Raw genomic sequence first — 18,293 nt, 5'->3', positions numbered from 1 at the left:
AATGACGACGATTTTCGACGCGCCGGAGGAGTTTGCCTCGACCGCTCTTGCCGGGTTTGCCAGTATCTATAACCGCTATGTTCGCCACGTGCGTGGCGGCGTTGTTCGTTCCACAAAGGTGCCTCAAGGCAAAGTTGCTGTGGTTGTCGGAGGTGGCTCGGGTCATTACCCGGCATTTGCTGGTTACGTTGGGCCAGGTTTGGCGGATGCCGCAGTTGCTGGTGACGTATTTGCTTCGCCTTCCACTGCGGCAGTGGCGCGCGTCTGCCGACAGGCGCACAAGGGCGGCGGTATTCTGCTGGGATTCGGCAATTACGCCGGAGACGTTCTTAATTTCGGTGTTGCCGCCGAACGTCTGCGTGCCGAAGGTATTGATGTCCGCATCGTACCCGTAACCGACGATGTGGCTAGCGCTCCGGCGGATATGCACGAAAAGCGGCGCGGCATTGCTGGCGATCTGGTTGTGTTCAAGATTGCGGGTGCGGCTGCCGAAGCCGGTCTGTCACTGGACGAAGTCGAACGGCTGTCACGCCACGCGAACGCGAACACTGTCTCCTTCGGCGTTGCCTTCAAAGGCTGCACCTTGCCGGGCGCACCGCACCCGCTCTTTACCGTACCGGAAGGCCAGATGGCGCTTGGTCTCGGCATTCACGGCGAACCGGGGATCAAGGAGGAGGCGATCCTGCCTGCCTCCGGTCTGGCAAGCCTGCTGGTGGAAAAACTTCTGGCGGAACGTCCAAAAGGAACGCAAAAAGTTGGTGTTATCCTGAATGGCCTCGGTGCGACCAAATACGAAGAACTGTTTGTTCTGTGGACGGCGATTGCGTCGCTGCTGGAAAAAGCCGGTCTCGATACTGTAGCACCGGAAGCGGGTGAATTTGTCACCAGCCTTGATATGCAGGGTTGTTCACTGACCCTTCTTTGGCTCGATGGCGAACTCGAGCGCTACTGGACAGCAGCTTGCGATACTCCGGTTCTACGTCGCGGCGAAGCGATCGCAGTCGAGCCTGCGAACGATGTCATTGCCAACGAGGATGCAGCCCCCGATTTTGCTAAGGCGGATGAAGCCGGGCGTGCCGGTGGCGTTTGCATTCAGGGAATTTTGCACGCCGTCGCAGACGTGTTGGTCGAGGCTGAAGAAGAACTGGGCCGCATCGATGCCTTCGCCGGCGACGGTGATCACGGTCAGGGCATGCGACGTGGCTCTGCAGCTGCAAAAGATGCAGCTGATCAGGCCGTCAAGGCTGGGGCCGGAACCGCAAGCGTATTGGCTGTTGCAGGCGATGCCTGGGCAGATCGGGCGGGAGGAACATCCGGAGTGCTGTGGGGACTTCTGTTGCGTTCGTGGAGTGCAGAGCTTTCCGACAATGGCAACATTGATGATGGTGCAGTCGTTTGCGGTGGCAGGCGTGCGCTTGATGCCGTAACAACCCTCGGCCGCGCGAAACCCGGCGACAAGACATTGGTGGATGCGTTTGTGCCGTTCGTGGAAACGCTTGAAAGCGCATTTGCATCGGGCAAACCACTTGCTGATGCATGGAAACAAGCCGCAGAAGTCGCCAAGGTGGCTGCGAAAGCGACGGCTCCGCTTATTCCGAAACTCGGTCGAGCAAGACCATTAGCTGAAAAGAGTGTTGGTCATCCCGATGCGGGCGCCATTTCACTGGCTCTGGTCGCAGAAATCGTCGGCAAGAAACTGAAAAGCTGAATTGTCAATCAGGCGGGCTGGTTCGAAGCCGGCCCACCTGCTAGGCATTAACTGATTGTCTAAATCGCGATCAGGACGGGAGGATCTGGTAGAAATTATCAAGCTTTCCCGGCTTTGAGTGGGCTACCAGCATGACCAGTTTTTCCTGATCGAACACGCGAAACCAGTCTTCCCATTCCACGACTTCAAGACCACCAGCATCCAAGGGCCGTTCGACATCGGCAACGAATTCCGGCTCGAAGACAATTCGCAAAACGGGCAAAGCATCGGGATCTATGGAAGTGCTGACAAATGCCGGGTTTCCATTACGAGCGGCCACCCAGTCCCGAATGGCTTCATGCGTATCAAGGGTGATCGTTTCACTCATCGGGAGCATTCCTCTGGTTGCTATCATTAAGGACATCTTTGGCTCGGCTGGCAGATGAGTCAAATGCAAGCTTTCGTAATGTGCCATGATATTCAGATAGGCCCGCCCAGGTTTCTGAAAAGACACTGCTCCGTTCACTTTCTTCACGAATCTGCAATCGGGGTGAAATCTTTCAGTCCATCCTGTTGACGACGGCTGTGCGTTCATTCATGTCGTAAACCGACTATCTGCTGTTACAGCCTGGAAATCTTCAAAATGACTGAACGTCTCTCTCTCGCACGCGACCGCATCAATGTTCTTCTACTGGAGGGCATCAATCAAACGGCCGTCGATTACTTCAAAGCCTCCGGTTACACCAATGTCACGCATCTGCCGAAGGCGCTGGATAAAGCCGATCTGATTGAAGCAATTTCGTCTGCGCATATCGTCGGAATTCGTTCGCGGACGCAGCTGACTGAAGAGATTTTTGCCGCGGCTAACCGCCTGATTGCAGTCGGTTGCTTCTCGGTTGGAACTAATCAGGTTGAATTGAAAGCTGCGCGCAAGCGCGGCATTCCGGTCTTCAACGCACCATTTTCGAATACCCGTTCAGTCGCAGAACTGGTAATTGGCGAAATCATCATGTTGATGCGCCGGATTTTCCCACGCTCCGTCTCCGCACATGCAGGCGGTTGGGACAAGACGGCAAACGGCAGCCGCGAAGTGCGCGGCAAGACGCTTGGTATCATCGGTTATGGCAATATCGGTTCGCAGGTCGGCAATCTGGCCGAAAGCCTCGGCATGACTGTGCGCTACTTCGATACTTCCGACAAGCTGCAATATGGCAATGTCAAACCGGCTGCGAGCCTCGATGAGCTGCTGAAGATTTCGGATGTCGTCAGCCTGCATGTGCCGTCCAACAAGTCGACTTCGAAGCTGATTACCGAAGCGAAACTGCGCAAGATGAAGAAGGGAGCCTTTCTCATCAACAATGCGCGCGGTACGGTTGTTGATCTGGAGGCTCTGGCGAAGGTTCTGCAGGAAGGTCACCTTGCAGGCGCTGCCATTGACGTGTTCCCGGTTGAACCAGCCTCCAACAACGACAGGTTTGTCTCCCCGATTCAGGGGCTGGAGAACGTCATTCTCACACCGCACATCGGCGGATCGACAGAAGAAGCGCAGGAACGTATCGGTTTGGAAGTCACCAGAAAACTGGTCGAATATTCCGATGTCGGTTCCACGCTGGGCGCTGTCAACTTCCCGCAAGTCCAACTGCCGCCGCGTCCCACTGGTACGCGCTTCATGCACGTGCATGAAAACCGCCCTGGCATCCTCAACAGCCTCGTGAATGTTTTCTCGACGCATAACATCAACATCGCCAGTCAGTTTCTGCAAACCGATGGCGAAGTGGGTTATCTTGTGATGGAAGCAGACGGCGTCGGTGAGGCCAGCGAAAAGGTTTTGCAAGCCATTCGCGAAATTCCCGGCACAATCCGGGCCCGTCTGCTCTATTGAGTGTATTTCGCAGCGCCAACTATCTCTGGCGCTGCGATTTCTCAAAACGTTTGATGAGGCGGTCTCGACGCAATCGCGAAAGGCGCTGAATCCAGAAAATACCATCGAGCTGGTCTATTTCGTGCTGATGGCAAACGGCGAGCAAGCCTTCCGATTCCTCGGTTTGCTCGGTGCCACTCAGATCTTGATAGCGAATTTTGATGCGGGCATGGCGCTCGACGTCGTCGACTACGCCCGGCATCGAAACGCTGCCTTCCTGATGACGGGTTTTTTCGTCCGAAGCCCAGACTATTTCCGGATTCACATAGAATTTCGGGCTTGGCTCGGTCTGTAGTTCCAAAACCACCAAACGCTTCAATATGCCTATATGCGGTGCCGTTATGCCGATACCCGGCGCTGCATGCATTGTATCGAGAAGATCGGTGCCCAGTTCCTGCAAAGCGCTGTCGAACAGGGTGATCGGCTCGGCAACAGCGCGTAGCCGTTTATCCGGATAGCTTACAATCGGGCGAACAGTCATCGGACCTCACATTTTGCACGCGGATAGACCTCGTATCCGCACGCGATCTTTTGGCCGATTTTCACCGTGGCTTGCAAACACTATCGCAGGTGACCGTCACAATCCTCGCGCTATAACGAGACGCTGCACGTCGCTGGTGCCTTCGTAAATCTGGCAGACGCGAACATCGCGATAAATGCGCTCAACCGGATAATCAGCAAGATAACCGTAGCCGCCATGAATCTGGATCGCGGCGGAGCAGACCTGTTCTGCCATTTCGGAGGCAACGAGTTTGGCCATTGAGGCCTCCGTCAAGCAGGGTTTGCCCGCCTCGCGCAGCGCAGCTGCATGAAGAACCATCTGACGGGCTGTCTCAATCTTCGTTGCCATGTCGGCGAGCCTGAAAGCGACGGCCTGATGCTCGATAATCGGCTTGCCGAATGTAATGCGCTCTTTGGCGTAAGCGCATGCAGCTTCGAACGCTGCGCGAGCCATACCGACTGATTGCGCCGCAATGCCGATGCGTCCGCCTTCCAGATTGGCAAGCGCGATTTTGTAGCCCTGGCCCTCATCGCCCAGTCGGTTCTCTACTGGGATGCGCATGTTGGTGAAAGCGAGCGCACACGTATCCGACGAATGCTGGCCGAGCTTGTGCTCGACGGAAACAACCTCGTAGCCCGGAGTGTCGGTCGGCACGATGAAAGCCGAAATGCCTTTCTTGCCTGCCGATGGATCGGTAACGGCAAACACGATCACCACGCTGCCGTTCTTACCCGACGTGATGAACTGCTTGGAGCCATCGATCACATAATAATCACCGTCGCGGCGTGCACGGGTTTTGAGCGCAGACGCATCCGAGCCGGCCTGTGGCTCGGTCAACGCGAACCCGCCGATCCATTCACCGGCTGCCATCTTGGGAAGAAAATGCTGTTTCTGTTCGTCGGTGCCGAAACGCACGATCGGAACGCAGCCGACGGATGAATGGACCGAAACGATGGTCGAACATGCCCCATCGCCCGCAGCAATCTCTTCCAGCGCCAGAGCGTAGGCAACCGTACCGAGATTGGAACCACCCCATTCTTCCGGCACCAGCATTCCGAGAAAACCAAGCTCGCCCATTTCGGCGAGCTCCGCGCGTGGAAAAGCGTGTTCCCTGTCACGTGCGGCGGCACCCGGCGCGAGCCGTTCTTGCACGAACTGCCGGGCGGCGTCGCGAATCTGCTCCTGCGTATCGCTCAAGAGCATCAGACGATCCTCTCGATACCAACCGCAGTCGCTTCGCCGCCGCCCAGACAGATGCCAGCAACACCGCGCTTCAAACCATGGGTTTCAAGGGCTGAAAGCAGGGTGACAAGTATGCGCGCCCCTGACGCGCCGATGGGATGGCCAAGGGCGCAAGCGCCACCATGAATGTTGACTTTGTCGTGCGGTAGATCAAGATCACGCATGGCCGCCATGGTTACGACCGCAAAAGCTTCATTGATCTCAAAGAGATCGACATCTTTCAGGTTCCAGCCGATTTTCGCTGAAAGCTTGTTTATAGCACCGATCGGGGCGGTCGGGTAGAGATTCGGCTTGTCGGCATGGGTCGCATGGCCGACCAGAACCGCACGTGGGGTGAGGCCGCGCTTTTCCGCTTCGGAAGCACGCATGAGAACAAGGGCTGCCGCACCGTCCGAAATCGAGGAGGAGTTGGCAGCCGTCACGGTGCCGCCGTCACGAAATGCCGGGCGAAGGGTGGGAATTTTTTCCAGTTTCGCCTTGCCGGGCTGCTCATCAATGGAAATTTCAACTTCGCTACGTCCAGCTTTCACTGAAACGGGGGTAATTTCGGCGGCGAAAAGGCCGTTCGTGATAGCATTCTGCGCACGTGTCAGAGAGGCAATGGCGAACTCATCCTGAGCTTCGCGAGTAAACTGGTAGGCTTCCGCGCAGTCTTCGGCAAAGGTGCCCATCAGACGACCTTTGTCATAGGCATCTTCAAGCCCATCGAGAAACATATGATCGATAATCTGGCCGTGTCCCATACGATACCCACCACGTGCCTTTGGCAGCAGATAGGGGGAGTTCGTCATGCTCTCCATGCCGCCGGACACGATGACATCGGCAGAACTTGCCAGCAGCAGATCGTGCGCCAGCATGGTTGCCTTCATGCCCGAGCCGCACATCTTGTTGACCGTCGTCGCGCCGGTTGAAACCGGCAATCCGGCTTTGATTGAGGCCTGACGCGCAGGAGCCTGTCCCTGACCGGCAGGCAGAACACAGCCCATATAGACATCTTCGACCGCTTCCGGTGCAAGACCCGCGCCCGCAAGTGCGCCGCGAATGGCGGCGGCACCAAGATCGGTCGCCTGGGCGTTGGCAAAATCGCCCTGAAAGCCGCCCATGGGAGTACGAGAAGCACCGACAATGACAATAGGATCGCTGTTGGACATGATTGTTCCTCGTTACTTTGCTGCCATGCGAAGTGCGCCATCCAGACGGATGACTTCACCGTTGAGCATCTGGTTTTCCAAGATGTGGCGGGCAAGAGCCGCATATTCGCCCGGGCGACCGAGGCGAGGGGGGAAAGGCACGGAAGCGCCGAGGGCATCCTGGACTTCCTGCGGCATGCCCGCCATCATCGGCGTGGCGAAAATTCCGGGCGCAATGGTCATGACGCGGATGCCATGTCGCGCAAGCTCGCGCGCCACAGGCAAGGTCATGGCAGCAACGCCGCCCTTGGAAGCGGAATAGGCAGCTTGCCCAATCTGGCCGTCAAAGGCTGCAACCGACGCCGTGTTGATGATGACGCCACGTTCTCCGCCTTCACCGGGCTCGTTCTTTGCCATGGCTTCGGCAGCAAGGCGCAGCATGTTGAATGTGCCAATCAGGTTGATCGAAATTGCGCGCGTGAAGCTTTCCAGCTTATGTGCGCCATCGCGACCGAGAACTTTTTCGCCCGGTGCCACACCCGCACAATTGATGAGTATATCGACGTGCCCGAAAGCCTCAAGCGCTGCCGCGATGGCAGCCTTGCCATCCGCATCGCTGGTGACGTCGGTGCGATGAAAGTTCGCCGCCGAACCAAGCGTCTTGACCTGCGCTTCACCAGCTTCCGCATTTACATCGAGAAGCATGACTTTGCCACCGGCACCGACGGCCATTTTCGCAACTGCTGCACCGAGGCCAGAGCTTGCGCCAGTAATCAGAAATACCCGATCCTTAATCTGCATAATCTTGTCCTCAGGCCTTCGTCTGTTGCTGTTTGTCGATTTCCGCCTTGCGCAGGAGGAACCGTTGGATTTTTCCGCTTGGTGTCTTGGGAAGCTCGTTCACGAAATCGATTTCGCGCGGATAGGAATGCGCGGAGAGCCGCTTCTTCACGTGCAACGCCAGCTCATCCTTCAGTTCATGCGTACCTTCGAAACCGGGTGCAAGGATAACGAATGCCTTCACAATTTCCGTTCGTTGCGGGTCAGGTACGCCGACGACCGCTGCTTCATTGACGGCTGCGTGTTCAAGAAGGGCGCTTTCGACATCGAAGGGTCCAATGCGATAACCTGATGATGTTATAACGTCATCGGCACGGCCTATGAAGCTGATCGAACCATCCGGCTCGAATTCCACTGTATCTCCGGTGCGATAGTAACCGTCCGCAATGGCTGGTGTTTCCTGCTTGTAATAGCCGGAAAACCAGAGAAGCGGCGATTTTGCAACATCGACAGCAAGAATACCGGGCTGATTAGGACCGAGCTCATTGCTCTGTTCATCCAGAACGGCAATGCGATAGCCGGGCATTGCATAGCCAGCCGAACCGTGTCGAACGGAATGTTCAAGGCCGTGATGATTATTCACCACCATGCCGAGTTCGGTCTGGCCGTAATGATCGTAAATCGGTGCGCCAAGATATGCGTCGAACCAGCGAATGACTTCCGGGTTAAGCGGTTCTCCGGCGCTCGACACCACACGCAGGCGACCTTTGACACGTTTCGCAGCTTCCGGTCCCTCGGCCATTAACAGACGGAAGGCAGTCGGCGAACCGGCAAGGCTGGTGACGCCAAGACGCTCGATGATGTCGTAGGTGCTTTCGGCGGTGAAACCGCCTTCGTAAAGCGTGGTTGCCATGCCAAGTTGCAATGGCCCGGTCACAGCATAGTAAAGGCCATAGGCCCAGCCCGGATCGGCAATGTTCCAGAAAATATCGTCGGAACGCAGACCGATGGCTTCACGCATATAAGCGCCAAATGCCATCAGCGCATAAAGCGGGACCGGTACGCCTTTGGGCAGGCCAGCGGTGCCGGAAGTCGACATCATCATGAACAGATCGCTGCCCTTGCGAAGCACTGGCGCGCAATCAACCGAAGCAGAAGCCGTCGCCGTGCGAAAATCGATGTCGCCGGCTGGCAGATCTTCGCTGGGCGCCAGCACGATTGCGACTTTGGGGCAGTTTTCAACTTCTGTCAGCTTGGAGCGGTTGGCCGTGTTGGTGACGACCAGTTTTGCGCTGCCGGTTTTCAGGCGGTGTTCGATTGCTTTTGGGCCGAAAGCGGTGAAAAGCGGCTGATAAATAGCGCCGACACGCCATGCGCCGAGAATGGTTGCAATGAGTTCTGGTGTGCGCGGCAACAGGCCGGCGACTACGTCACCAGCGCCGACACCCGCATCTTTTAGTACATTGCCGACACGAGCGGCCATATCGCGCAGGTTCTCGAAGGTAAATTCGGAAAGTTCGCCATTGGCTGCAATCGCGTGCAGGGCTACGCGATTATCACCCGTATGCCGGTCGCAGCATTCAATACAGGCATTAATGCCTTTTTCAGGATTGCCGTGAAGCTTTGCGATGGCATCTTCGATGCGAAATTGTGCAACTGCATCAGCATAACGCGCCAGTGGCGCTGAAACGGACGTTTCAGTCATCCAGTATAACCTCCCTGACCGCCACCTCCTCGTGGCCAACCATACCTAAAGGTTAGCGCGTCACGCATTGCAAACAATGACATTAGATGCATTAATGTGTGATCGATTTTGCAATATAGAGAAGCCATGGAACGCCAAAATATTGCACCGGGCTTTGTCGAGGATGCGCTGGAAAGTGTGCGTGTCCAGGGCATGGATACGGCTGCCCTGATGACGAAGATCGGCCTGCCGGAGACAGTGACAAAACCCGTCACTAATGTGGAATATGGTCGTTTGTGGTGGCTGATTGCCGAAACGATCAACGACGAATTCTTTGGGCTGGCTGCAAGGCCGATGCGCCCCGGCAGCTTCAATCTGCTTTGTCATGCCGTGCTGCATGCTGGCACGCTGGAACGGGCTTTGCGACGGGCTTTGCAGTTTCTCAATGTGGTGCTGGATGATCCACGGGGCGAATTGCGAATCCGTGATGGCATGGCCCATGTTGTTCTGACCGATGCCGGGCACCCGAGACCTGCCTTTGCTTATCGTGCCTATTGGCTGATCCTGATGGGTGTGGTCTGCTGGCTGATCGGGCGACGTATTCCGTTGCGGACGCTCGACTTTGCTTGTCCGGCACCGGTCCACCGTCAAGACTATCACAAGTTCTTCGGAGCGCCGGTCCTGTTCGACCAGCCGGTGACGCGACTGGTTTTTTCATCGTCCTATCTATCACTGCCGATCATTCGCAGCGATGTAGCGCTGGACAGTTTTTTACGAGAGGCTCCCGCCAATATTCTGATCCGCTATCGTCATGATAATGATCTTTCCGCAAGGGTACGCGCGCAATTGAATGCTTTGCCAATCACAGACTGGCCTTCTTTTGACGAGCTTGCGAAGGGACTTGGCATGTCCGTCCCGACCTTGCGACGCAGGCTGCGCGGGGAGGGGCAGAGCTTTGGCACGATCAAGGATGAGTTGCGGTTCGTTATTGCTGAAAGGCTATTGCAGGAAAACAGGTTGAGCGTGGCGGAGGTGGCTGCCGAACTTGGCTACAGTGAGCCGAGCGCCTTTTATCGCGCCTTCCATAAATGGATGGGGCAAAGCCCTGGGCGGTTTCGGACAGTACAACAGGAGGAATAAAAATGCCGGACGGTTAAGTCCGGCATTTTGTCGCTTGGGAGGCGGTATCAGTCTTCCTTGATCATGCTGTCCTTGCTCGTATCCCGCATACGCAGATAAACGATGAGGGAAATGCCAATCATGATGGTGACGTACCAGTAGAACCCGCGTTCCCAGCCACCATTCTTGAAGCTTAGTGCAACATATTCGGCAGTACCACCGAAGAGAGTGTTGGCCAGTGCGTAGGGCAGGGCTACGCCGAGTGCACGGATATGCGCCGGGAAAAGTTCCGCCTTCACCACAGCGTTGATGGAGGTGTAGCCGGTGACGATGATGAGCGCACCCATGACCAGCAGACCAGCCGTGATCGGGTCGCGGGTCTGTTCTAGCGTCGTGAAAATCGGATAGGTGAAAAGAACACCTGCGGCGCCGAACGCGATCATCAATGGCTTACGACCAATCCTGTCTGACAAAGCGCCAGCGATGGGCTGCAGGCACATGAAGATGAAAAGGGTCACGGCATTGATCTGGCTTGCCACTTCACGGCTGAAGCCGGACGTATTCACCAGAAATTTCTGCATGTAGATCGAGTAAGCATAGAATGCGAGCGTACCGCCGGCAGTCAGAAGCATGACGAGAGCGGTTTCCTTCGGATGATGCTTGATAAGCGTCCAGAAACCGGACTTTGGAGTGTCTTTGGTCTTGGCGTTTTTGAAGCTTTCGGTTTCCGCAAGGCCGCGACGCAGCCAGAACACGACAACGGCGAGCAATGCACCGATGAAGAACGGAATACGCCAGCCCCAGGCTTCCAGTGCCGGGGTCTCCATGGTCGACTGAAGCACAATCAAAAGCAAGATTGCGAGAAGCTGGCCTGAAATGAGCGTGACATACTGGAACGAGGAGAAGAAGCCGCGACGATCCTTGCCTGCCATTTCCGACAGATAGGTGGCGCTGGCGCCATATTCGCCGCCGACTGACAGGCCCTGCATCAAACGTGCGAGCACGAGAAGGGCTGGGGCTGCGAGGCCGATGGTCTGATAATCGGGCGTTAATGCGATGATGAGCGAACCTGCACACATCAGCGTCACGGACAGCGCAAGACCCGCCTTGCGACCCTTGCGGTCGGCGTAAATACCCATGATCCACGCACCGATGGGGCGCATGACAAAGCCGACTGCAAAGACTGCGGCAGCACTCATAAGCTGCGCGGTCTGGCTTTCAGACGGGAAGAAGTGCGGTGCAAAATAGAGCGCAAATGCTGCGTAAACATACCAGTCGAACCATTCGACCAGATTGCCGGTCGAGCCACCGATGATGGATTTCAGGCGGCTATTGGTGCTTTGCACTTCACTCCGTTCACTTGTAATTGAGACCATGGGTTGCTCCTTCCAATCTCTGGATTTTTGAATTTCACCCCTTGTTGTGGAACCGGATCAGCGAAACGGTTTCAGGGTGTTTTTCCGTCGCCATTAACTCGTCTCTCTGCACTTCCACTTAGGTTCGTGAGAGAAGGCTTGTTTGGCGCTGGTGAATAATCTCACTCCGCGCTCCGCTTCAGCTTCGAGCACGCAACATCAGTGACCCAGCCGATAAGAGTGGCTCCGGAAGTGATTGCGATGCGGGTGCTATATTGATGCGGTTCACGGTTAAGCTCCTCTCTTCGAAACTCCCTTTTTCGAAGTAGCGCTAACATGCTGTAGCTGAACAATGACCGCCAGAGGGCGAATTTAAAAAGATTAAACTATTGAAATTAAATGATTCTTTGCCGATTTCGATATACTTTCGTGCAGGTATTGTGCAAGATTCTGCGTGACTCTTTGTTTGATTTTGCATAAATCTGCACAAATGAAGGTGCCATCGAGTATTACAAAATTCCTTTTGGTTGCCCTGGCTTTCTTGCTGGCAATCGGTGTGTGGTTTTCCGCCCGGCTGTGGGCGGAAAACGAGGCGCTTGATGGTCTTCGGCAAAATGCGACGCTTATAGCGCGTCAACAGACCCGCCTGATAGACAGTGAACTGGCAAAGTTCCGGTTGTTGCCTGTGGTTTTGAAGGAATATAGCGATCTGCGTGATGTGCTTGCTGGCAGATCGGAGGACGCGACCACTCGCCTGAACCGAAAGCTTGAACTTCTTGCACATCAGATTGGTTCACCAATCATCTATGTGATCGCTCGTGACGGAACTGTTATTGCGTCATCGAATGCTAATACGCCGGAGAGCTTTGTCGGACGCAATTACGATTTCCGGCCTTATTTCAAGGGCGCGATGGCAGGAGGTTCGGCAGAGTATTATGCCATAGGTGATTTGAGTGGGCGTTTCGGCCTTTTTTTGGCGCGGCGCATCGGTGATCAGGCCAGTCCGGTTGGTGTGGTCGTCATCAAATTTGAATTCCACAGACTGGTGCAAACATGGGCAAATGACCCCGGCCAGACCTTCGTTGTTGATCCTCGCGGGATCATACTGGCCTCCACTGATAAGGCCGAAGACCTTCGCTCTTTTCAGCCGATATCAACTACAGAACGCACAAAGATTATCGAGAGTGGACAGTTCAATGCTGCGGATATGAAGCCGAGCAATTATCGTTTTGCGCCGGATGGGATGATGATCGGGCCGTCTGGCCAGTATTCAGTTGCGGTCGACGAGCCGATTGCCGAAACTTCTCTGAAACTGGTTCATATCGAACCTATGGGGCGGGCGCTACGCGCTGCCAACGATCTTGCGCGCCTGATAACGGTGGCAGTTATGCTCGTTTTTGTCATGATCGCCGGTGCCGTTTACTGGCGAGTGAGCCGCGCAGCGCGTGCGGCAGCCTATCGTGCCGAACTCGAGACTGCAGTTGAAGAGCGCACTGCCGCATTGAGCGCGGAAATGGCGGAACGTGAACTGGCCGACAAACGCTTTCGTGATGCGCGGGAAGAGCTCGCCCAGGCGAACAGGCTCGCCTCCCTAGGGTCGATAACCGCAGGGCTGGTGCATGAAATCAACCAACCAGTCGCGACCATTCGGACGCTCACCGAAAACGCACAGCATCATCTAGCACATGGCAAGCTCGATAAGGTCGCCCAAAACCTCAATACATCTGTGGAACTGACAGCGCGCATAGGCTCTATCACACAGGAAATGCGCCGGTTTGCGCGCCGTCGCAGCGGTGTCGTTCGCTCGCTCCCGCTGAATGAGCTTGTGGATGGCACAATGCTACTGATGGGAGACCGGTTCCGCAACGCCAAGGTTCAACTGGATATACCCGAGCGTTCCAACTTGGTGATACTCGCCTGCCGCGTCAGATCGGAGCAGGTGCTGGTGAATTTGCTGCAGAACGCATTGGATGCGGTCGTGAACATCAAGAATCCACGTGTTTCGTTCAGCGTCCGCGACGAGGGCGACCAGATTTCCCTTGTCGTGGACGATAACGGCCCCGGCATTGATCCCCAGTTGGCTGACGAGATTTTTAGCCCATTTGTTACAGGAAAAGCGGACGGCCTCGGTCTGGGGCTGGGCATCGCGAGAGACCTCATGACCGAATTAGAAGGAACGCTACGCGTCGTTCCATCGCAGCTTGGCGGTGCAGCTTTCGCGGCAACCTTGAAGCGGGCGAAAGAGGAGGGTGGCCTTGTCGGAAAGTGAGCCTTTGCGCGTGATGCTGGTCGATGACGATGCAGCATTTCGTACGGCCTTGGCCGATTCATTTGAAATCGCAGGTCTTGATATTGAAGTGCACGGTGACGGTCAGTCCGCTTTGACCAGTTTGACGCCTGACTATCCGGGCATCGTTGTGACCGATATCCGCATGCCGCGGGTCGATGGACATGCGGTGATGGAAGCATTGCTGGCGCGTGACCCGGAACTGCCAGTCATTTTGATGACTGGGCATGGCGACATTGGAATGGCTGTGGCCTCGCTCAAGAAAGGAGCGTTCGATTTCATAGCTAAACCTTTTGCTGCCGATCATCTGATATCGAGCGTACGCCGCGCTTTGGAAATGCGCCGGCTGGTGCTGGAAAATCGCCGCCTTCGCCGGGCTGCGGCAAATGCCGAGCAGGATTATCCCTTACTTGGCGAGACGCCGGTGATGGTGCGACTGCGTGACACGATCCGCCAGCTAGCCAGTGTCGATGTCGATGTGTTGATAGAAGGCGAAACCGGGACCGGAAAAGAATTGGTGGCTCGCCTCCTGCACCGCTGGAGCGCGCGTCATGCCCGCAGTTTTGTTGCCATCGATTGTGCCGCGTTGCCCGACGCCATTGCCGATGAGGTTCTGTTCGGTAGCCGCATTCAGCGCGGCAGAATAGCCGACGCGGATCGCGGCACATTGTTTCTCGATGAAGTCGATAGCATGTCACCGTCCGTTCAAGGCAAGCTGCTGCGTGTTGTCGAAGAGCGTGAGTTGCCTTCGCTTTCAGGAGAGCCGCGCGCGGTCAATCTAAGGATCATAGCGGCTGCGAAAGGCAATCTGGAGGAAGCTGTGACTTCCGGTCGCTTTCGTTCCGATTTGTTTTATCGCCTTGAAACGGTCAGGCTCCGTGTTCCGCCTCTGCGCGAGCGACGGAAGGATATCGGTCTGCTTTTCTCCTATTTTCTTGACGAAGCGGCAGCACAGTTCAGCCAACCGCGACCTGCAATTGATGCAGTCATGGAAGCGCGATTGAACTCGGACGAATGGTCGGGAAATGTCCGCGAACTGCGCAACTATGCCAAGCAGGTCGTGTTGGGATTGCGCCACGATCCAATTACGGAGCCCAGTCCGCTTTCGCTGTCGGAGCAGATGGACCGTTTTGAAGACGGCGTTATTCGCGCGACGTTGGATCGTTGCAACGGTGATGTAGGCGTTGCTGCAATTCTGCTGCAATTGCCGCGGCGCAGTCTCTACGCCCGCCTGCAAAAGCTTGCAATTGACGCTTCGACCTTCAGAAAGCGTGATTGATGTTTTCATTACGGGGTTGGTTTGATAACGATGCCAGCGAACCCGCTGATATTGACGCCAAGTTTTTGCCAGACGACGGTCTGGCAATGAGGATGTGATGGCTACCCCCCTTGATAAAACACAGATCCGCTCCCTGTCGGTCTTTGCCGGCATGGATGATGCGGGTTTAGATCAGTTTCTTGGTCTGGCTACTCGGCGCGCTGTTCCGAAAGGAGCCGCCGTCTTCAATCAAGGTGACGATGCAAGCCACTTTTTTGTGTTGTTGCATGGACGGTTGAAAGTTATGCAAGTTACCGCCGCTGGGCAGCAGATTATTGTGCGGGTTGTCAATCCCGGAGAACTTTTCGGCTTCGCGGTAGCGTTGGGGCGCAAAGACTATCCCGGTACGCCTCTGGCTGCGGTCGATAGTTCCGTCCTTGCCTGGCCGATGGAAATGATGACTGATTTCATGGCGCGCAGCCCCGCACTCGCTGTCAATACGATGCAGATGATCGGGCGCAGGCTGGATGCCGCGCACAATCGCATCAGAGAGATATCAACCCAAGAAGTCGAACCACGTGTGGCACATGCAGTGCTGAGACTTGTTCGTGAAGCTGGGGTAAAAGAAAGTGGCGGTGTGCGAATCGATTTTCCGGTTTCGCGACAAGATATCGCTGAATTGACCGGAACAACTTTGCACACGGTTTCGCGTATTATCAGCCAGTGGCAGACTAACGGCTGGGTGGAAGGTGGCAGACAATCGTTGCTCGTTCGCGACCTCCGGCATCTGAAATTGATCGCCGAAGGTGAGGACTAGGATTTTTTCGACGGAATTAAGAGCTTCCTGTGTCTAGCTTGCCGCTGTTGAACGTTGACCGCTGATCCATGCAGCCCCGATGTTCCCATGCAAGAACCCGTTGGAGAGCGGGACGCCCGGATAGACAGTTCTCAAGCGCGCAATGCCGTCGTCAGGGCTGATAGATCGGTTTAGCACCTCGTCATGGATACGGGCTACTTCCACCATATCGCAGTCTTGCGGTGACAGTCTAAAACGCCTGATCCCTGCTTCTTGCAGCTCAGGAAGGTCCTCAATCAGTGACTGACAGGTATGAGAGAGCGTCTGCACACCGTTCAGTGCCAGAAATGGTTGGCTATCCAGGGTTTTGACTGGCAGTCCGTCTGGCTCTTCACCGCAAACAAATTGGCAGTTGTCCTTTATGTGGCCCTTGGATCGCGCATGCGCACAACGAGCTGAAATGGCGAGCGGCACTCGTCCGAACGTGAATACTTCAAACGCAATCTCAGGCGCGGCTTTGACGATCTCCCGGATTGATCTGATTGGTAACTCTGGCGGCAGGCAGATAGACTGTGCACCACGGGCCGCAAGAACCTTGGCAGTCGCAGCATTATAAACATTGACCAGTGGACCGACTATATGCGGCACACCGGACAACAGCCCCAGCGCCGACAGATCGTTTGCCTCGACTGGCAGTGTCGCCTCCTTGATTGTTTGACGGACCTGTTTTGCTTCCCGTTCAAGCATGACAAGCGCCAGCGAACCGACGTTCACCGTTTTTCCTGCGCGTTGCAGCCGCTCGATCACAGCATCCATATAAGGTGTCAGGAAATGGAACCGTTTGGAGCAGACGATTTCACCGACGGTGACGCGATCGATCGGGGCTTCATCGGCGATACGAAAATAAAAATCCCGCCATTTTGGGCCGTCCCACAGGAAGAGAACGGGACCAAGGCTGAGGCTGGGTGCTGACATATCTATCTCCAGCGTTTGTCGTAAGCGCCCGAAGTCGTTTGCTGGCCTTCGCTCAGCAGACGGAGGCGGGACAGAATGGCGGCGCGACGTTCGGGACTTGCTGCGAGTGTCTGACGAAGTGTGGCGACGACTTCACCAACATAAGCCCTGCCACGCTGGCGCCCTTCAATCTTGAGCGCCGAGACGCCCGCCGCTCGCAACTCGTCGATATGATTCATGACATCGAGCGAAACCGGATCTTCAAATGCATATCCTTGATCGTCTGCGATATTGAAGCGGCCTTTGCAGAGTGTTGGATAGCCGGTGGGTTCGCCCAAAGGAAAACGGTTGATCGTGTAATCACCGAGCTCGGAGACGAGTTCCTCTCCGTCTTGCCGGTAGCGGACGTGGCTGGCCGGTGAGCAAACACCGTTCATGTTGGGCGATCTGCCGGTGGCGTAGGACGACAGAGAGCATCGTCCTTCTGCCATCACGCATAGTCCACCGAACACGAATACTTCCATTTCGCAGCCGATCTTGCGGCCGAGTTTCGCAATATCGGCAATGGTCAGAACGCGTGGTAACACGACACGCTTAGCCTTGAATGCATCGACGAGAAACTGAATCGCGTCTGCGTTGGAAGCTGAGGCCTGTACGGATACGTGGAGCCGCTGTGTTGGATGCTTCTCGGCAGTATAGGCCATGAGCCCGAAATCGGCGAGGATGACTGCATCTGCGCCAAGGGAGGACGCATCGTCTACAGCTTGATACCAAATGTGCTCATCGCCTGCGCGCATGAACGTATTGATGGCAACGAAAACTTGCGTTTTACGAGCATGGGCGAACTGGATTGCGTCGCGTAGTTCGTCACGGTTGAAGTTAAGGCCGGGAAAGTTGCGTGCATTCGTTTCGTCGCGAAAGCCGCAATAGACCGCATCCGCTCCAGCACCCACTGCTTCACGCAAGGCCGATGGCGTTCCTGCAGGGCAAATCAGTTCCATCCGGTAGCTTCCTTGCCGAGGGCCTTGCTGCGTACGTAATTCGCGATGCCGCGGACCATCGGGGCAAATGGTCCTGCACTTGTGCCGAGGTCGGATGGAAGGTCTATATTGCAGTCATCCAGCGCATTGCGAAGCGCTAGCATGGCCTCCATGTCGCCCGTCACGGTAACATCCCTGGAGAAGAACAGCGCATCTCCATCAAGCTTACCTTCGAGAAGCGCTAGCAGCATAACCAGTGGTCCTTCGATGCCTGCGTCGACCTCCGTCGCTTCGTCGCCGCGCACGATTGTGATGCGCGGCTTATCCGGCTCGATCACAAAAGCGAATGGTATGTCGGACGGGCGAAAACGGAACCGCTTCGTCGCATAGTCTCCGAGACGCTCGAAGAGGCCCGGATGCGCGCGCATTACTTGAAAGAAAATGCGCGAGACAAAAGGGGCGATCAGAAAAGGCGGAACAAGCCGGGCTGGAACAGCCACAGCCGGAGGTATCTTCATCATCACTCAGCTCCGGTGAGCTTTACAAGGTGAGTTCAGAACTAGGCGATTCAATACAATGACAGTTTGATTCAGATCAA

16 protein-coding genes are annotated in these 18,293 nt (G+C 55.8%); 6 read left to right on the top strand and 10 right to left on the bottom strand.

What is annotated here, in order from left to right; genetic code table 11:
• The first annotated feature begins 1 nt into the window (after position 1).
• Positions 2-1,708 carry a dihydroxyacetone kinase family protein gene (locus AAE521_RS22965; RefSeq protein WP_342062598.1) on the top strand — a complete coding sequence of 569 codons (1,707 nt, stop codon included), beginning with the start codon at positions 2-4 and terminating at the stop codon, positions 1,706-1,708.
• Between the two features lie 70 nt (positions 1,709-1,778).
• On the opposite strand, the gene AAE521_RS22960 is transcribed toward AAE521_RS22965, so the two are convergent.
• Entirely contained in the window at positions 1,779-2,075 is a 297-nt protein-coding gene (locus AAE521_RS22960) for a hypothetical protein (RefSeq protein WP_071633872.1), read from the bottom strand.
• A 255-nt stretch (positions 2,076-2,330) separates the two neighbouring features.
• Here AAE521_RS22960 and serA point away from each other — a divergent pair, with 255 nt between their 5' ends.
• Positions 2,331-3,569, top strand: coding sequence for a phosphoglycerate dehydrogenase (gene serA, locus AAE521_RS22955; RefSeq protein WP_342062597.1), 1,239 nt, complete (start codon positions 2,331-2,333; stop codon positions 3,567-3,569).
• A gap of 19 nt (positions 3,570-3,588) precedes the next feature.
• Here serA and AAE521_RS22950 read toward each other — a convergent pair whose 3' ends face one another.
• The 5 genes from AAE521_RS22950 to AAE521_RS22930 form a co-directional block, all read right to left on the bottom strand.
• Positions 3,589-4,089 carry a peptide deformylase gene (locus AAE521_RS22950; RefSeq protein ID WP_071633855.1) on the bottom strand — a complete coding sequence of 167 codons (501 nt, stop codon included), beginning with the start codon at positions 4,087-4,089 and terminating at the stop codon, positions 3,589-3,591.
• A 96-nt stretch (positions 4,090-4,185) separates the two neighbouring features.
• Positions 4,186-5,313 (bottom strand): acyl-CoA dehydrogenase family protein, encoded by a 1,128-nt coding sequence (locus AAE521_RS22945; RefSeq protein ID WP_342062596.1) that lies wholly within the window; start codon positions 5,311-5,313, stop codon positions 4,186-4,188.
• Entirely contained in the window at positions 5,313-6,503 is a 1,191-nt protein-coding gene (locus tag AAE521_RS22940; protein ID WP_342062595.1) for an acetyl-CoA C-acyltransferase, read from the bottom strand. Before AAE521_RS22940 ends, AAE521_RS22945 begins: the two co-directional genes overlap by 1 nt.
• A gap of 12 nt (positions 6,504-6,515) precedes the next feature.
• Positions 6,516-7,283 (bottom strand): 3-hydroxyacyl-CoA dehydrogenase, encoded by a 768-nt coding sequence (locus AAE521_RS22935; protein ID WP_342062594.1) that lies wholly within the window; start codon positions 7,281-7,283, stop codon positions 6,516-6,518.
• 10 nt (positions 7,284-7,293) lie between these two features.
• Complete coding sequence (locus AAE521_RS22930) at positions 7,294-8,967, bottom strand: acyl-CoA synthetase (RefSeq protein ID WP_342062593.1); 1,674 nt, start codon at positions 8,965-8,967, stop codon at positions 7,294-7,296.
• Between the two features lie 126 nt (positions 8,968-9,093).
• Here AAE521_RS22930 and AAE521_RS22925 point away from each other — a divergent pair, with 126 nt between their 5' ends.
• Entirely contained in the window at positions 9,094-10,086 is a 993-nt protein-coding gene (locus AAE521_RS22925; RefSeq protein WP_342062592.1) for an AraC family transcriptional regulator, read from the top strand.
• A gap of 47 nt (positions 10,087-10,133) precedes the next feature.
• On the opposite strand, the gene AAE521_RS22920 is transcribed toward AAE521_RS22925, so the two are convergent.
• A complete protein-coding gene (locus AAE521_RS22920) occupies positions 10,134-11,441 on the bottom strand; it encodes an MFS transporter (protein WP_012092554.1) in 1,308 nt (435 codons plus the stop codon).
• 469 nt (positions 11,442-11,910) lie between these two features.
• On the opposite strand from AAE521_RS22920, the gene AAE521_RS22915 reads away from it, so the two are divergent.
• The 3 genes from AAE521_RS22915 to AAE521_RS22905 all read left to right on the top strand — a co-directional run bounded on the left by AAE521_RS22915 (position 11,911) and on the right by AAE521_RS22905 (position 15,782).
• On the top strand, positions 11,911-13,689 hold the full coding sequence (locus tag AAE521_RS22915) for a sensor histidine kinase (RefSeq protein WP_342062591.1): 1,779 nt from the start codon (positions 11,911-11,913) through the stop codon (positions 13,687-13,689).
• A complete protein-coding gene (locus AAE521_RS22910) occupies positions 13,676-14,986 on the top strand; it encodes a sigma-54-dependent transcriptional regulator (protein ID WP_071633848.1) in 1,311 nt (436 codons plus the stop codon). The genes AAE521_RS22915 and AAE521_RS22910 overlap by 14 nt, the downstream gene beginning before the upstream one ends.
• 97 nt (positions 14,987-15,083) lie before the next feature.
• A complete protein-coding gene (locus AAE521_RS22905) occupies positions 15,084-15,782 on the top strand; it encodes a Crp/Fnr family transcriptional regulator (protein WP_071633847.1) in 699 nt (232 codons plus the stop codon).
• 33 nt (positions 15,783-15,815) lie between these two features.
• On the opposite strand, the gene AAE521_RS22900 is transcribed toward AAE521_RS22905, so the two are convergent.
• The 3 genes from AAE521_RS22900 to ubiT are packed head-to-tail and all read right to left on the bottom strand — an operon-like array spanning position 15,816 to position 18,216.
• On the bottom strand, positions 15,816-16,736 hold the full coding sequence (locus AAE521_RS22900; RefSeq protein ID WP_342062590.1) for a U32 family peptidase: 921 nt from the start codon (positions 16,734-16,736) through the stop codon (positions 15,816-15,818).
• Between the two features lie 2 nt (positions 16,737-16,738).
• Positions 16,739-17,716 carry a ubiquinone anaerobic biosynthesis protein UbiU gene (gene ubiU, locus AAE521_RS22895; protein ID WP_342062589.1) on the bottom strand — a complete coding sequence of 326 codons (978 nt, stop codon included), beginning with the start codon at positions 17,714-17,716 and terminating at the stop codon, positions 16,739-16,741.
• Positions 17,707-18,216: a ubiquinone anaerobic biosynthesis accessory factor UbiT gene (ubiT, locus tag AAE521_RS22890; protein WP_342062588.1), complete on the bottom strand. Its 510-nt coding sequence runs from the start codon at positions 18,214-18,216 to the stop codon at positions 17,707-17,709. The genes ubiU and ubiT overlap by 10 nt, the downstream gene beginning before the upstream one ends.
• Between the last annotated feature and the right edge of the window lie 77 nt (positions 18,217-18,293).

The organism is Brucella cytisi (assembly GCF_038433355.1).
Taxonomy (GTDB): domain Bacteria; phylum Pseudomonadota; class Alphaproteobacteria; order Rhizobiales; family Rhizobiaceae; genus Brucella; species Brucella cytisi.
The sequence above is the reverse complement of the archived record's forward strand: the minus strand, read 5'-3'. Positions and strand labels throughout refer to the sequence as shown.